Origin of the sequence: Streptococcus sp. KHUD_010 (assembly GCF_040207525.1) — a bacterium.
Lineage (GTDB): Bacteria > Bacillota > Bacilli > Lactobacillales > Streptococcaceae > Streptococcus > Streptococcus hominis.
The window spans coordinates 967,894-983,882 of record NZ_CP157941.1 but is presented as its reverse complement, the minus strand read 5'-3'; the positions used below and the strand labels follow the sequence as shown (position 1 = coordinate 983,882).

Genomic DNA, 15,989 nt, shown 5'->3' with positions numbered 1-15,989 from the left:
CCTTTTTAGGTCTGATTAAAAAACATTGAATAATAAATATTCAAAACGTTTAGCATTTAATTTTAAAGAAGCTAATTGAATTGTCATCTCAACTATGCTACAATCAAGCTATGATATTCAATAAATTAACCAGAAAAAGTCGTATAGATCAATACTTAATAAAAAAAATGATTGCTTTTCGGCAAATGAGCTTTATTAAAATTACACAAGAAACATTGGTATCGCTCTTTCCGTTTTTCTTACTGACGACGATAACAATGGTTTTTTCTGAATCCATTTTTGGTATAAATGGCTATATCAACAATCTTTTTGCGATTCGGCATTGGTTTCCTCATTTTTCAACTATTAGCTTAGTTACGACAAATTTCACCTATCTGATAGGAGGATTGGCAGGACCATTAGCAACTCATTTTAGTGCAAAGTACACAGCTGGTTATTATGGTCGTAGTACGGGGACAGCTGGGATTACAGCCTTTATTTTTAGCTTATTAGTCAATTCACGCGAATTATTTTCGGTGGTTTTAAATGACGGCGCTTTGACGAGAATCAATCTTCCTGTCAATATCAATCTAATTGTTGCAATATTGATTGGTTATGTGGTGGGACAAATTTTTCGATTTTCAAGTCCGAATGATGATCACATTGTAGATGAGCATTTTATTTATTACCCTAAAACGTTGCGCCCTATCTTCTGCTCGTTTGCTCTGGCTGTCTTGGTTAGTTTTCTCATTAATCTGGGCAATCGATACAATGTTTTCTCAACAATTGCAAATTTTTTGTCAGGCTTAATTGTCAATCGAAACAATATCTTTGTCATTGAAATGAATACTGCCTTACGGACTTTTAGTGCTTGGATTGGAAATAATAATCCATTTAATGACCTGTCGTTTGTCAATGACTCCTCTGCCTTGGATAATCTCAATTATGCTTTGAAACATCATACTACGACAGGGGTACCTTATCTCTTTTCAACGACCAATCTGTATGATGCTTATGGAACGTTTTCAGGTCTGGGCGGAGTTTTAGCTCTTCTCGTAGCTATTCTCTGGAAATCCCGTAGCGACAAAGATCGTGATGTGAGTTTGAAGAGTATCTTTCCTTCCTTATTTAACCACGGCGTAGCCTTTATGGTTGGGATTCCTATATTTTTCAATTTTCTATTTTTAATCCCTTTTATCCTCATACCAATGCTGAATGTCTTTGTAGCTAGTATTTTTCTATATTTTAGAATAATGCCTCCGGCTGTCTATCCAGTTCCTAGCGGAGCGCCAAGTGTACTCTATGCTTTTATTGGGACAGGCGGAAGTTTGCGAGCATTAGCAGTAGGAATTTTTATTTTTATTATCGATGTTCTCATTTATATCCCCTTTGTGAGATTTAATGACCGGATTCATGAGGAACTCAGACAAATGGATCGGAAAGGAGGCGAACATGACTAAAAAGATAAAAATAGTGCTACTAATTGTTCTAATTTTTTTGATAGGACTAGCAATTCCCTCTTATAGTTGGACAAGAAAAAACATTGATCAAATTGCTAAATTTTATAATGCTCGGATGTCGCCAATCATTATGATACCAGGTAGTTCTGCTACGGAGAGCCGCTTTGACGGCTTGGTTCAAAAGCTCAATCAAAGACGTCGTGGCGTGAAGCATAGCTTGCTCAAAGTTAAGGTCTGGAATGACGGACGAATTACATATAATGGCTCTATCGCAGCGAATGATAACGAGCCAATCATTGTAATTGGTTTTGAAAATAATAAAGATGGCTATAGTAACATCAAAAAACAGGCCAAAATGGTTGACGCTGCCTTTGAAAATCTCCAAGGAAAATACAATTTCAATAATTTTAAGGGCTTGGGTCACTCAAACGGTGGTTTAATTTACACAGCTTTTATTGAAACTTACCTCGGCAGCTATGATGTGGAATTGAAGAAATTGATGACAATCGGAACGCCTTATAACTTTACTGAAACCAATATCAACAACAAAACTGAGATGTTAGCTGATTTCATTAAAAATCGCGAAAATATTCCGACAACTTTAGCGATGTATTCCGTAGCAGGGACTATTACTTATGATTCAGACGAATTAGTACCAGATGCGAGCGTGAGTGCAGGGAAATATATTTATCAGGGGCAAGCAGCGCACTATACTGAAACCACAGTCACAGGTGCGGATGCCCAGCACTCGGACTTGCCAACCAATGATGAGGTTGTCTCCTTAGTCCAAGAGCGCCTTGTAGATAGACAAAACCAGCGAAATCAAAGAAATTGAGAAGGAGTAGGACAGACGACTAGGGCTGCTGACACAATCATGGTCATCTATCCTAATCTCCTCTTTTTGTTGTTATAAATTATGAATCGGACGATAATTGCTATTCATTTTTTGCATACTACTCTGCAATTTTGCTATTGTACTTTTTCTGAAAAGAGCGTTATACTTATGATAAAAATTGCGAAAAGAGGGAATCACATGCAAAATATAACCTTAAACAACGGTGTCGAAATTCCAATTTTAGGTTTTGGAGTGTACCAAATTGCTCCCAAAGATACCAAGAGTGCTGTACTAAATGCTATCAAGGCAGGTTATCGTCATTTTGATACTGCTCAAGCCTATGCCAATGAACAGGAAGTAGGCGAGGCGATTCGAGAGTCTGGGAGTGACCGCAAAGAGTTTTTCATCACTAGTAAAGTCTGGCTATCCAACTATGGCTACGACAAGGCTTATGCCTCGGTTTTAGAATCTCTTGACAAAATGAAGTTAGATTATCTGGATCTTATGTTGCTCCACCAACCTTTTGGTGACTATTATGGTGCCTACCGTGCTTTGGAAAAACTTTACAAAGAAGGAAAACTTCGAGCGATTGGTGTGTCTAATTTCTATCCAGATCGTCTCAGCGACATTGTAGCCTTCAATGAGATTACACCACAAGTCAATCAAGTGGAAACTCACCCACTGAATCAACAGATATTCGCACAAGAAAATATGATAAAAAATAAGGTGCAAATTGAATCTTGGGCTACTTTTGCAGAAGGTCGTGGTGACATTTTCAACAATCCAATTCTCAAAAATATTGCTGATAAACATGGTAAATCCACTGCACAAGTCATGGTTCGCTGGCAAGTTCAACGGGGAATTGTTTGCTTGACTAAGTCTTCACGTTTTGAGCGAATGAAGGAAAATATTGATGTTTTTGACTTTGAACTCAGTGCAGAGGACATGGTAAAGATTGCAAGCATGGACACCCAAACCAGCCTTTTCTTTAATCATCAAGAAGCTAGCACAATAGATCTCTTTTTAGGATTTCTGGGGAGAAAATGAAAACAGGATTTTCGTTTGATTTCAGAAACTAACTATGTTAGTTTTCATTCAGATAACATTTTAATAACAATTGGGTATAATTAGTTGATTTTCGTTTGAAAAATATTATTATATATGTAAGTAATCTGATGTAAAGAATGCTTTATTATAATTTTTGAAAGGTTATCTAATGTTAACTCCCAAATTTAGTCTGTTTGTTCTTGCTAGCTATTTTATCTTACCAATTATTGCATTGTTATTTCCAAACAAATATGTTAAATTAATCGTATTTGTGATATTTCTATTAGAAAATATTTTGGTGATAAGTCTGTATATAAAGGGCAAGTATTTTAACTAATCATCTTATTTTACAATACATATAGTAACAATAGTACCAAGAAAAAGCCTAACTTTTTATTTTGATTGAGTTGGGCTTTTTCATCTTATTCAGTTTTAATACTAGAACAGTATTTAGTTGTTTAATAATCTTATTTTATAGTGAATATATCATGTTTTTTCATGAACATAGATCATTTAGTTTTCACCAACTCCTGTAAAATAGCTTTATTCTTCTTCAAAACGGAAATGTAGAAAGTCTTGGTAGTTTCTTTGTCCGAGATAGGAATCTGGATACGTTGGCTATTCACAGTGGATTCTTCAGTGTTTTGTTGAGTAATATTGGTAGAAAAAGTTGGTAATTCAGAAGCATTTACCAAATCAACAAAGGCTGCCCAATCTTTTTGAACAATAAACTTTGTTTGCGTCAGTTGATTGACTAATGGCTGTCAAATGCCTAGATCTGAGCGCAGCAGCATAGTCAAATTTGCAATTCTGCAAGTTTTATCTCTTTTCGTGTGGCATACGGGTGAGTCAAAGGAACGGATAAGTAAAGTTGCTCCATGAAAAGCTCCATGGAAAGAATATGCTCTTTTTGATAGGATAGTCTGTTACAATGAAGTGAACGTTTTCGTCATCCAGAGCTTTTTCCAATTCGTCATTCGTCTTTTGCTCAATTTGAATGTGTTGCTCCAAGCCCTTTTCTTTTATACGACTTTCCAGTTCAAAGATGGCTCCCGGTGCATTAACACCACCAAAAATAGTACTTTCTTTTAATGCAAAATGTTGTACATCATCGAGAAATTTTTGTTTTTGTTTCAGAAATTTTTTGGTTAGTTTAACTGTTTGATGACCGGTTTCCGTGAAACTTAATTTATTTTTTCTTCGCTCAAAAAGAGTAACTCCCAATTCATCTTCCAGCATTTGCATATTTCGAGTTAAGGACGGCTGAGAGATAAGTAGGACTTCGGCTGCTTTAGACAAGGTTCCCTCCTGTGAGAAAACAATAAGTTGCTCCAAGTGTTGTAAATTCAGCATGATGTCCCCTTTTTGATCAATGAATTGGACAGTTTTAACTATCGTTAAAATGAATACTAATATTATCTATCGTTATTCTACAATTTTTTATTTGTCTTGTAAAATGAAAGTAGAGAGTAGCACAAGTCATTCAAAACTATTTTTTTAAAATCTCTTGACAAATCTTTGGTAGTGTAAAATAAGTTGTGTAAACACAAAAAGGAATAAATCCGTTATAGTAGAGTTGCGAAACATTACTAGAAAGAGATTTATTCCTATGACTCAGTTTACCACAGAACTACTTAATTTCCTAGCCCAAAAGCAAGATATTGATGAATTTTTCCGTACTTCTCTTGAAACAGCTATGAACGACCTGCTTAAAGCAGAGTTATCAGCATTTTTAGGGTATGAACCTTACGAAAAAGTAGGCTATAATTCTGGTAATAGTCGTAACGGAACCTATTCACGGAAATTTGAAACCAAATATGGGACTGTTCAGTTAACTATTCCAAGAGATCGTAATGGGTACTTTAGTCCAGCTTTGATCCCCGCTTATGGACGTCGAGATGACCACTTGGAAGAGATGGTGATTAAACTCTATCAAACCGGTGTAACGACTCGAGAAATTAGTGATATCATCGAGCGTATGTACGGTCATCACTATAGTCCTGCCACAATTTCTAATATCTCAAAAGCAACTCAGGAGAATGTCGCTGCTTTTCATGAGCGAAGCTTAGAAGCCAATTACTCTATTTTATTTCTTGACGGAACCTATCTTCCATTAAGACGGGGGACCGTTAGTAAAGAATGTATTCATATCGCACTTGGCATTACGCCAGAAGCACAGAAGGCTGTTCTTGGATATGAAATCGCCCCAAATGAAAACAATGCTTCTTGGTCGACTCTGCTAGACAAGCTTCAAAACCAAGGAATCCAACAGGTTTCTCTTGTAGTGACTGATGGCTTCAAGTGGCTTGATCAGATTATCAGTCAGGCTTACCCATTAGCCAAGCAACAACGTTGCTTCATTCATATTAGTCGAAATCTGGCTAGTAAGGTGAAACGATCTGATCGAGCGGTTATTCTGGAGCAATTTAAAACGATTTATCGTGCCGAAAATTTAGAAATAGCAGTACAAGCTTTAGAGGACTTTATCGCTGAATGGAAATCAAAGTATAGGAAAGTCATGGAAAGTCTGGAGAATACGGATAATCTTTTAACTTTTTATCAGTTTCCCTACCAGATTTGGCACAGCATTTATTCGACAAACCTCATTGAGTCTCTCAACAAAGAAATCAAACGTCAAACGAAAAAGAAGGTTCTTTTTCCTAACGAGGAGGCTCTGGAACGTTATTTAGTTACTTTGTTTGAAGATTATAATTTCAAGCAAAGTCAACTAATCCATAAAGGGTTTGGCCAATGTTATGACACACTTGAAAGCTTATTTGATTAACACTCAATAACTCTACTTGAGTGTTTACACAAAATTATTGACAGTATCAAATCTTTCAATCTATTTTATACTTAATGCAATTAAATACAACTTTAATCATGTCCCGTGAGGCATAAAAGTAATCGTTAAAATGGATTAGTGCGCTAATCTACTATTTTACTGTAAACTTTTGGCTCAGGACTTCCTGAGCTTTTTGATTTATAGGCTGTATTCGATTAATAAATGTAGTCTGTGAGCTACAATTAAGGAGGATGTGCATGTCTTTAGACAAAAATAATAAGCGAGCACTGGTTGCTGCGATTGTTGCATCAGGAACGGACGACTTAAACGTCATGTTCTTAGCTTTTTCGATGTCATCTATTATTTCAGAATTAGGTGTTACTGGAGCGCAAGGAGGCTGGATTGCAACAATTACCAATCTGGGAATGTTGGTTGGAGGTTTGCTTTTTGGCTTATTGGCTGATCGCTATCACAAGTTCAAAGTCTTTAAATGGACGATTGTTATCTTTTCCTTGGCGACAGGACTGATTTACTTTACCCAAAATATTTATTATCTCTATCTCATGCGTTTTATTGCTGGGATAGGCGTTGGCGGCGAGTATGGAGTTGCTATTGCGATTATGGCAGGGATTGTCCCTGTTGGAAAAATGGGACGTATTTCCTCTCTGAACGGAATCGCAGGTCAAATCGGTTCTATCACTTCAGCGCTTTTAGCAGGTTGGTTAGCGCCGGCACTTGGCTGGAAAGGGCTTTTCCTCTTTGGACTTGCGCCTATTGCCTTGGTTTTGTGGATGATATTAGCAATTGATGATGACCATATTCGAGATAATGGCAATGTGAAATCAATGGCAAAAGAACGTCAGTCTGTTAAAATGAGCGAATTGTTTAAAACACCAGCTCTAACAGCTCAGACGGTAGCATTAATGGTCATGACGACGGTACAAATTGCTGGGTATTTTGGGATGATGAACTGGCTTCCAACCATTATCCAAACAAGCCTGCATATTTCTGTAAAAGATTCCTCACTTTGGATGGTCTCAACGATTTTGGGAATGTGTCTGGGGATGCTCACCTTCGGTCAAATCCTCGATAAATGGGGACCAAGATTTGTTTATTCAATCTTTCTTTTAGCTTCTTCTATGTGTGTTTACCTCTTCCAATTTGCTAATTCAATGCCAGCCATGATTATCGGCGGTGCGATTGTCGGTTTCTTTGTAAATGGTATGTTTGCGGGTTATGGCGCGATGATTACGAGATTGTATCCAGCTCACATTCGCTCTACAGCTAATAATGTCATCTTAAATGTCGGGCGAGCAATTGGAGGCTTTTCATCTGTGATTATTGGGAAAATTTTAGATGTTTCAAGTGTCTCAATGGTCATGATTTTCCTAGCAAGTCTTTATTTGATTAGCTTTGCTGCCTTGTGGACGATTAGGAACTTAAAAGCAGAACGTTACTCACAATTAGGAGAAGAATTAGTCGCAGAAGAAGCGTAGTGTATTAAGTTTTAATGAAAGTCTGTTCATTTGAATGACAGGCTTTTTGTATTTCATGATATAATGAAATCAGGCAAGTATAGGAGGAAATGGGATGAATTTTAAACAGCTGTCTTATTTTCAGGATATTGTTCGTACAGGGAGTTTTACAGAAGCAGCAGAAGAAAATTTTATTTCGCAATCGGCCATGTCCCAACAGATGAAGTCGCTGGAAGAGGAGCTTGGTGTGACCCTTTTTGAACGAAAAAATCGCGGATTTCATTTAACGAGAGCTGGGAAATTTTTTTATCAAAAAAGTCAACGGTTGCTAGAAGATTATAACGGTTTGGTAGCTGATACACAAGTTTTGACAGGGACACAACCAGTTTCCATGCGGATAGGTCTATTGTGGGGAATGACGGAAAGCGTACTGCCTCAGATTTTAGTCAAATTCAAAGAGCATTTTCCAAGTGTTCAGTTGGAAATCATGGTAGGAAGTCATGAGGAGATTGGCACAGCACTGCGCCAGCAAAAGTTGGATATGACCATTAGCGACCAGCGAAAAGCATTTTCTGGCAATTATGCGAATATTTGCTTAACTTCTTTCCCGCTTTATATCAGAATTGGGCAAACTCACCCCTTATCCCAATCAAAATCTGTTCAGATGAAAGACTTGCAGGCTTATTCAGCTTTGTTATTAGCCGTGAAAGGACAGGAAAAGATAGAATCTGATTATTATCGTGACAATCTTGGTTTTCAGTCGGAATTTAATTTTGCTTATTCTCCAGAAGAAGCAGCATTGCAACTCATGGTTTCTACTGCTTATTTTCCTTTTGAAAAAATGACTACTAAGGCAACTTCAAACCTTTATTGCGAATTTCCTCTTTTGCAGAATCAGCAACCGATAGAGCGAGACTATTTTCTTTTTTATCATTTTGAGCATACTCATCCTTACACAGAAGATTTTTTAGAAATTGCTAAACGTTATTTCAGATAAGTTTTTCTTATCTGATTTTTCTTGTAATTCAAATTGATTTGTCAAAATCAAAGCCGTACAATAAGAAATGTGAAGAAGAAAGTGAGGAAATGTCATGGATATTGATAATAAAGTCTCTTTTCCGGATTTGCTAGGCTTATCTGAAACAGATCCAGAATTTGTTGTACTCTTTAAACAATTCGCTTTTCAGGAAGTGCCGAAAGACCTCCCCTTCTCATTAGATGAAAGAAGATATTACTTAGCCACTTTAGCTGTTTTAGTTGGCAGTCAAGGGCTTGAAGCTTATAAAGAGATTCTTCCCGTTGCTTTGGACAATGAGGTGAAAGCCGTAGAAGTCAAAGAATTGCTGTATCAAGCGGTTGCTTATTTAGGACTTAGTCGTGTTTATGCTTTTTTCGCACCAACGAATACGATTTTTACTAATCAAGGAACTTCTCTTCCTTTGGCTAGTCAAAAAAATACGAAAAATCAAACTCGCTTAGAAGCTGGAGAAGAAGCTCAGATTGCAATTTTTGGCGACCAGATGAAGGGTTTTGCGACAAAGGGCGAGCCGGATGTACGCCATATCAACAAATGGTTAGTCGATAATTGCTTCGGTGATTATTATACTCGCTCTAGCCTTGATTATTCTGAGCGTGAATTATTGACATTCTGTTATCTTTATTCTCAAGGGGGCTGTGAACCGCAGTTGAAGGGACATATTGCAGCCAATCTTTGCTTGGGAAATGATAAAACGTTGTTAATTGCAGTCATCTCTGCCTGTATCCCTTATATCGGTTATCCGCGTACTCTCAATGCACTTAGCTGTATCAACGAAGTTGCAAATGCACAACAATAAATTTATCACAAAGGAAGTAGAAAAATGAAATATCAAACAAAAGAAGCCTTTGATAAGGCAAATCATTTCGGACTTGGTGCATCAAATGATGCTTATGCTCAATACTTTATCGGTCAATCGTATCTAAATGCCCTCGGTGCAACAAAAGATGGTGTAATCGCCCTTCATAATGTTACTTTTGAGCCTGGCTGTCGAAATAATTGGCATATTCACCATGCTAGCAGGGGCGGTGGACAAATTTTGATTTGTACGGCTGGTGAAGGTTGGTACCAAGAAGAAGGAAAAGAAGCCGTTAGTTTATCTGAAGGCTCTGTGGTTGTTATTCCAGCTAATGTAAAACATTGGCATGGTGCGAAAAAAGATTCTTGGTTCAGTCATATAGCGCTTGGTGTTCATGGGGAAGATTTGTCGAATGAATGGTGTGAAGCCGTTTCAGACGAGGAATATAATCAATTAAAAGATTAGAAAGTTACTGTTAGCATGAAAAAAGTTCTTATTTTAGGAGCCAATGGGCAAATTGCTCGTTTGGTGATTCCAAGATTATTACAGGAAACAGATGTACATTTGACGCTTTATTTGCGAAAAAGTGCTCGTTTATAGTCACTTGCAGGTGAACGAGTGGATGTTCTTGAAGGGGATGTCAATGATTTTGCAGCCTTGACAAAAGTTATGAAAGGTCAAGATATGTCTACGCCAATCTTGGTGGACAGTTTGAGCCTATGGTAGCAAATATTGTTAAAGCAATGGAAGAAAATCAAGTTTCTCGTTTGATTTATGTAACAGGCCTTGGTTTGTATCACGAAGTTCCAGGAGAGTTTGGTCGTTGGGTGGAAGAAAGTATTGGTTCGGATATTATGGACGATACTCGTCGCGCAGCGAAAATCATTGAAGAGTCTACTGTTAATTATACGATTTTACGCGCCGCATACATGACAAATAATCCTGAAATTGACTATGAATTAACAGAAAAAGGGGAGTTTTACAAGGGAACAATCATTTCAAGAGTAAGTATTGCGGATTTGATTGTTCGTATCATAAAAGAACCGTCTTTACACAGTTATGCTAGTCTAGGCATTTCAAAGCCAAGAACAGACGGCGATAGACCTATGTATTAAAGAAAATAGCACAAACCTATGGTAAGAAAGTTTGTGCTGTTTTTATTTGTGAGCTTTCAGATCATTCTATCTATGGAATATAGTCCGCCCGCTGGGTAGAAAGACGAGAATTGTAGAAAAAACTCCCACCGCAGTACAATAAAAGGATTCAAGCCTATTGTAAAGCGACAGGAGAAAATATAGCATAAAAATTTCATTGTTTATCACATATAAGAGTGGAACAGATGGTTATGATTTACTTATCAAATTGAACTTCTTCTAACAGGTACTCAATGAATTTATCCCCCATTTTAGACAAACTAGCTTTTTCGTGTTTGATATAAACTAGCTCAATAGGGTCATCAATATCTAGCGGAATGGAAACAATATTGTCACCGTTGAGGTTGCTGTTGAGAATACCAGTTGCGATAGTGTAACCGTCAAGACCAATCAAAAGATTGAAAAGGGTTGCTCGGTCGCTGACGACAATCGATTTTTTATGGTGTTCTTGGGATAGGATTTCTTCTGAAAAGTAGAAAGAGTTGTGAGTTCCTTGGTCATAGCTCAGATAAGGAAAATCTTCTAGATCAGCTAGTTGAACCAGTTTTTTCTTTGCTAGAGGATTGCTCTTGCTGACAAAGATATGGGGCTGTGCGGTAAAGAGATGAGTGGCAAGCAAGTGATTGTCATCTAGCATTTTGGAGAGGACATCGCGGTTATAGCTGTTGAGAAACAGAACACCAATTTCACTACGGAAATTTTTGACGTCATCAATGATTTCCCAAGTTCGGGTTTCCCGCAGGAAGAGCTCGTACTTTTCCATGTCACTTTTTTTGAGCAGAGATACGAAAGCATTGACCACAAAGGCATAGTGTTGGGAGGAAACGCTGAAAAGCTCTCGGTTAGCAACGGGATTTTTATAACGTTCTTCCAGTAGCTGGGTTTGCTCCACCACCTGACGAGCATAGGAGAGGAATTCCATCCCGTCCTTGGTCAGGGTAATGCCCTTGGGGTTGCGGATGAAAATCTCGATGCCCATCTCATTTTCCAGGTCACGGACGGCATTGGACAGGCTGGGCTGGGTGATAAAGAGCTGTTTGGAAGCCTCGTTCATGCTACCAGTTTCGACGATTTTAATAATATAATGTAATTGCTGAATTCTCATGAATCTATTTTATCACATTAGCATTGACAAAACACTTGTTAAGTTGTAAAATATATTAAATTTAACCTTTAAGAAAGTCCAGCGAGGCTTCCAAGGTTTCAGGTGAAAGAAGAGTGAGAAAATCTGCTCTCCATTTTCGTGAAGCCTTGCGTGTATATGCAGGGTCTTTTTTAATAAAGAAATGAGGTAGAAATGGTAAATAGCTCGTGTAAGGCAAGATTTGGAAAAATCATGTTGGAGAAGATGAGCATTGTGCATCAAGAGGAAATTGCTCCGCGAATTTTTGCTATGGATTTACAAGGGCAAATGGTTAGCCAGATGAAGGCTGGTCAGTTTCTACATATTCGAGTCCCAGATGATACGAAGCTTCTACGGCGACCTATTTCAATTTCAGAGATTGACAGAGAACAGAAAATCTGTCGGATTATTTACAGGATAGAAGGAGCGGGCACGGAAATTTTCTCTCAGCTGCAAAATGGTTTTCAGTTGGATGTCATGGGTCCTCAAGGAAATGGGTTTGATTTATCTGGTTTGGGCATTGAAGATACAGCCTTAATCATAGGAGGCGGTATTGGTGTTCCGCCCTTGCTGCAAGTAGCAAAAGAATTACATATCAAAGGGGTCAAGGTCACTTCAGTTCTTGGGTTTGCAACAAAAGCCGCCGTTATTTTGGAAGAAGAGATGAAAAAATACGGTCGTGTCATCGTAACAACAGATGACGGTTCTTATGGTCGCAAAGGCTACGTTTCCTCTGTTGTGAATGAATTGCCAGAAAGTTTTACAGCGGTTTATGCTTGCGGAGCTCCCGGCATGCTCAAATATGTTGATGAAACATTTCGTAGTCATCCGCGAGCTTACATTTCTATGGAGTCACGAATGGCTTGTGGAATGGGGGCCTGCTATGCTTGCGTACTTCATGTGGCTGGTGAGGATCAATCAGTCAATAAGCGTGTCTGTGAAGACGGTCCAGTTTTTGAGACTGGTACAGTTTTGGTGTAGGAGGTGAACATGTCGAAAAATCGTTTAGCAGTTTCTCTTCCGGGATTGGAACTGAAAAATCCAATTATTCCAGCTTCGGGTTGTTTTGGTTTTGGTCAGGAATATGCCAAATATTATGATCTGGATGTGCTTGGCTCAATCATGATTAAAGCAAGCACGCAGAATCCTCGTTTTGGCAATCCGACACCGCGTGTGGCGGAAACACCAGCTGGTATGCTCAATGCTATTGGTTTGCAAAATCCTGGTGTAGATGTGGTGTTAGCAGAAAAGCTCCCTTGGCTGAATCAACATTATCCTAATCTACCGATTATTGCTAATGTTGCTGGATTTTCCAATGAAGAATATGCTTTTGTCGCAGGAAAAATTTCTCAAGCACCAAACGTTAAAGCAATTGAACTCAATATTTCCTGTCCTAATGTGGATCATGGCAATGGAGGATTATTGATTGGGCAGGTGCCGGATTTGGCTTACAATGCTACAAAAGCAGCAGTTGAAGCTTCTAGTGTGCCGGTATATGTCAAATTAACGCCAAGTGTAGCAGATATTACCGAAATTTCTAAAGCTATAGAAGCTGCAGGAGCAACAGGTTTTACCATGATTAACACCTTAGTTGGTATGCGATTTGATTTAAAAAGCAGAAAACCCATTATTGCAAATGGAACAGGCGGGATGTCAGGGCCAGCCGTTTTTCCAGTTGCCTTGAAGTTAATTCGTCAGGTAGCTCAATCTAGTAGTTTGCCAATCATTGGCATGGGTGGAGTAGATTCAGCAGAAGCAGCTATTGAAATGTTTATTGCTGGAGCATCAGCTATTGGTGTCGGCACAGCAAATTTCACAGACCCTTATGCTTGTCCTAATATTATTGAGAACCTACCTAAAGTTATGGATAAGTATGGCATTGAAAGTTTGGAAAGTCTGCGAGCAGAAGTTAGAGAAAATTTTCTTGCTTAATTAATGTTTTACTTGACAAGAAATAAAGTAAATTATAAAATAATTGAAATAAAACCTTTAAAGAAGTCCAGAGAGGCTCCAAGGTACATACGGTTTAAAATGGCAATAAAATGCTGATTTTCGTGCAACCTTGCTCTCAGGCAAGGTTTTTCTTTATGATTATTACCAGTAAAAATAAGGAGATTATCCCCCATGCGTGAAGAACGTCCTATTATTGCCCTTGATTTTCCGTCATTTGATGATGTCAAGGAGTTTTTGGAGCATTTTCCAGAAGACGAAAAGTTATATGTCAAAATTGGTATGGAATTTTTCTATGCCATTGGTCCGGAAATTGTGCATTATCTGAAAGGTTTGGGACACAGCATTTTCCTAGATTTGAAATTGCACGACATTCCAAATACAGTGCGCTCTGCCATGTCAGTTTTGAGAACCTTTGGGATTGATATGGTGACGGTTCATGCGGCAGGTGGCGTGGAAATGATGCGAGAAGCCAAGAAGGTTTTAGGTGATCAGGCAAAGCTCGTAGCAGTGACCCAGCTGACTTCTACCAGTGAGGAAGATATGCGGGATTGCCAAAATATCCAAACAACTGTTTCAGAATCTGTTGTCAACTATGCCTGCAAAGCTAAGGAAGCTGGACTGGACGGAGTTGTTTGTTCGGCTCAGGAGGTTAAGCTGATTAAATCCGCAACATCAGAAGATTTTCTGTGCGTCACTCCAGGTATTCGACCAGCTGGTTCTGAAATCGGAGATCAAAAACGGGTTATGACGCCGCAAGAAGCTCATCAAATTGGTAGTGATTACATTGTGGTTGGGCGTCCAATCACACGAGCAACTGATCCAGTAGCTGCTTACCGAGCTATAAAGGCGGAATGGGTGAATGGTTAGAAAAATCTATCGAGCAATCATTGACAGACCAATAGGTTACAAAGACAACTTGGCAATTGTTATCCTATCAACTATGGTTATATTCCGGATTTATTTGCTGGAGACGGCGAAGAACAAGATGTTTATATCATTTCGGAAAAAATACGAGAACCTTTGGAATCTTTTGAAGGAGAATTGATTGCTGTTATTCACCGACAAGATGATGTGGAGGATAAGTGGGTACTGACCTCTACAAATGAGAATATTACCATAGAAGATATTAAAGAAAAGACATATTTTTTGGAACAATATTTTGCTTCCACTATTGAATTATTGTAAAGGAGAAATCATGACTTTAGCAAAAGATATTGCCCGTGACTTACTGAAAATTGAGGCTGTTTACTTGAAACCGGAAGAACCGTTCACTTGGGCAAGCGGCATTAAGTCTCCAATCTACACAGACAATCGTGTGACCTTAGCCTATCCGGAAACGCGGACGTTGATCGAAAATGGTTTTGTGGAGAAAATCAAGACTGAATTTCCAGAAGTAGAAGTCATTGCTGGAACAGCGACAGCAGGTATTCCTCACGGTGCAATTATTGCAGATAAGATGAACTTACCGTTTGCCTATATCCGTAGCAAACCAAAAGACCACGGTGCTGGAAATCAGATTGAAGGCCGGGTAAAATCAGATCAAAAAATGGTCGTGGTTGAGGATTTAATTTCAACTGGTGGTTCCGTTTTGGATGCTGTTGCAGCAGCGAAGCGAGAAGGTGCAGACGTCATTGGAGTAGTGGCTATTTTCACTTACGAATTGCCTCGGGCAGAAAAGAATTTTTCAGATGCAGGTGTGAAACTAGTGACCTTATCTAACTATACTGAATTGATCAATCTGGCGGAACAAGAAGGCTATGTTTCAGCAGAAGGATTGGCACTACTTGAGAAATTTAAGCATGATCAAGAAAATTGGGAGGGATAAGGAAAATAAATCTAGTAGAACTAAGTAGGAAGTATCCTCAGGCAGAAGTTTGGGCACATCCGGATGAATTTCCAGACTTATATGATTTGACATTGAGAGGAACTAAGCAAGCAACAAGTTCTTGGTTTGAAGAGTATGAAAAAGACAAGGTATCGTTACCTAAAGTTGGAGAAGTCTCCATCATGCTAGATAGAATGGAGAATCCTAGTCGAGCCTTGGTTATGGTGACAAACAAAGTTCTTGTCCGTCCCTTTCATCAAGTGACAGCAGAAGAAGCTTTTTTAGAAGGGGAAGGCAATCGTAGTTTAAGAGATTGGCAGACTATTTTTGGGGATTATTGGCGTAAAACCTTGCCAGAAGAAGGATTAGAATTTTCAGAGTCTGGTTTGGTTGTTACAGAAATTTTTACTGTTTTAGAAGATTATCTTTTAGACAATGAAGAAAACGGACGTAGCAAGTAATTAGACGTTAAGCAGCAATCTGACGATTGTTGTTTTTTTAAATAGCGAAACACTGTA

General features: G+C 38.5%; 16 protein-coding genes and 1 pseudogene. 15 read left to right on the top strand and 2 right to left on the bottom strand.

Annotated features, from left to right (window positions below; translation table 11 throughout):
- Nucleotides 1–110: 110 nt before the first annotated feature.
- From ABKA15_RS04885 to ABKA15_RS04875, 3 genes are all read left to right on the top strand, one after another.
- Nucleotides 111–1,439 carry a PTS sugar transporter subunit IIC gene (locus tag ABKA15_RS04885; protein WP_049514026.1) on the top strand — a complete coding sequence of 443 codons (1,329 nt, stop codon included), beginning with the start codon at nt 111–113 and terminating at the stop codon, nt 1,437–1,439.
- Nucleotides 1,432–2,274, top strand: coding sequence for an alpha/beta hydrolase (locus tag ABKA15_RS04880; RefSeq protein ID WP_049514016.1), 843 nt, complete (start codon nt 1,432–1,434; stop codon nt 2,272–2,274). The genes ABKA15_RS04885 and ABKA15_RS04880 overlap by 8 nt, the downstream gene beginning before the upstream one ends.
- 198 nt (nt 2,275–2,472) lie before the next feature.
- Nucleotides 2,473–3,321: an aldo/keto reductase gene (locus tag ABKA15_RS04875; protein ID WP_049514018.1), complete on the top strand. Its 849-nt coding sequence runs from the start codon at nt 2,473–2,475 to the stop codon at nt 3,319–3,321.
- Between the two features lie 849 nt (nt 3,322–4,170).
- On the opposite strand, the gene ABKA15_RS04870 is transcribed toward ABKA15_RS04875, so the two are convergent.
- A complete protein-coding gene (locus tag ABKA15_RS04870; protein ID WP_065428427.1) occupies nt 4,171–4,674 on the bottom strand; it encodes a LysR family transcriptional regulator in 504 nt (167 codons plus the stop codon).
- A 256-nt stretch (nt 4,675–4,930) separates the two neighbouring features.
- Between ABKA15_RS04870 and ABKA15_RS04865 the strand changes: the two genes are divergently transcribed.
- The 6 genes from ABKA15_RS04865 (at nt 4,931) to ABKA15_RS04840 (ending at nt 10,531) form a co-directional block, all read left to right on the top strand.
- Entirely contained in the window at nt 4,931–6,106 is a 1,176-nt protein-coding gene (locus ABKA15_RS04865; protein ID WP_350015312.1) for an IS256 family transposase, read from the top strand.
- 257 nt (nt 6,107–6,363) lie between these two features.
- Nucleotides 6,364–7,602, top strand: a complete 1,239-nt coding sequence (locus ABKA15_RS04860) for an MFS transporter (RefSeq protein ID WP_049512746.1) — start codon at nt 6,364–6,366, stop codon at nt 7,600–7,602.
- A gap of 94 nt (nt 7,603–7,696) precedes the next feature.
- A complete protein-coding gene (locus ABKA15_RS04855; RefSeq protein WP_049512748.1) occupies nt 7,697–8,578 on the top strand; it encodes a LysR family transcriptional regulator in 882 nt (293 codons plus the stop codon).
- Nucleotides 8,579–8,672: 94 nt separating this feature from the next.
- Nucleotides 8,673–9,416, top strand: coding sequence for a carboxymuconolactone decarboxylase family protein (locus ABKA15_RS04850; RefSeq protein ID WP_049512749.1), 744 nt, complete (start codon nt 8,673–8,675; stop codon nt 9,414–9,416).
- Between the two features lie 24 nt (nt 9,417–9,440).
- On the top strand, nt 9,441–9,881 hold the full coding sequence (locus ABKA15_RS04845; RefSeq protein ID WP_049512752.1) for a cupin domain-containing protein: 441 nt from the start codon (nt 9,441–9,443) through the stop codon (nt 9,879–9,881).
- A gap of 254 nt (nt 9,882–10,135) precedes the next feature.
- Nucleotides 10,136–10,531 (top strand): NAD(P)H-binding protein, encoded by a 396-nt coding sequence (locus ABKA15_RS04840; protein WP_225620254.1) that lies wholly within the window; start codon nt 10,136–10,138, stop codon nt 10,529–10,531.
- 235 nt (nt 10,532–10,766) lie between these two features.
- Here the strand turns inward: ABKA15_RS04840 and ABKA15_RS04835 are convergent, their stop codons facing one another.
- Nucleotides 10,767–11,675, bottom strand: a complete 909-nt coding sequence (locus tag ABKA15_RS04835) for a LysR family transcriptional regulator (RefSeq protein ID WP_049512754.1) — start codon at nt 11,673–11,675, stop codon at nt 10,767–10,769.
- 192 nt (nt 11,676–11,867) lie between these two features.
- On the opposite strand from ABKA15_RS04835, the gene ABKA15_RS04830 reads away from it, so the two are divergent.
- The 6 genes and pseudogenes from ABKA15_RS04830 (at nt 11,868) to ABKA15_RS04805 (ending at nt 15,932) form a co-directional block, all read left to right on the top strand.
- Nucleotides 11,868–12,674 (top strand): dihydroorotate dehydrogenase electron transfer subunit, encoded by an 807-nt coding sequence (locus ABKA15_RS04830; RefSeq protein WP_049512755.1) that lies wholly within the window; start codon nt 11,868–11,870, stop codon nt 12,672–12,674.
- Nucleotides 12,675–12,683: 9 nt separating this feature from the next.
- Nucleotides 12,684–13,625 carry a dihydroorotate dehydrogenase gene (locus ABKA15_RS04825; protein ID WP_049512757.1) on the top strand — a complete coding sequence of 314 codons (942 nt, stop codon included), beginning with the start codon at nt 12,684–12,686 and terminating at the stop codon, nt 13,623–13,625.
- Nucleotides 13,626–13,817: 192 nt separating this feature from the next.
- A complete protein-coding gene (gene pyrF / locus ABKA15_RS04820) occupies nt 13,818–14,513 on the top strand; it encodes an orotidine-5'-phosphate decarboxylase (RefSeq protein ID WP_021001617.1) in 696 nt (231 codons plus the stop codon).
- A pseudogene (locus ABKA15_RS04815) lies at nt 14,506–14,831 on the top strand (inorganic diphosphatase). Before pyrF ends, ABKA15_RS04815 begins: the two are co-directional and overlap by 8 nt.
- Before the next feature lie 10 nt (nt 14,832–14,841).
- Nucleotides 14,842–15,471: an orotate phosphoribosyltransferase gene (gene pyrE / locus ABKA15_RS04810; RefSeq protein ID WP_049512759.1), complete on the top strand. Its 630-nt coding sequence runs from the start codon at nt 14,842–14,844 to the stop codon at nt 15,469–15,471.
- Nucleotides 15,459–15,932 carry an ASCH domain-containing protein gene (locus ABKA15_RS04805; RefSeq protein WP_222611892.1) on the top strand — a complete coding sequence of 158 codons (474 nt, stop codon included), beginning with the start codon at nt 15,459–15,461 and terminating at the stop codon, nt 15,930–15,932. Before pyrE ends, ABKA15_RS04805 begins: the two co-directional genes overlap by 13 nt.
- The last annotated feature ends 57 nt before the right edge of the window (nt 15,933–15,989 follow it).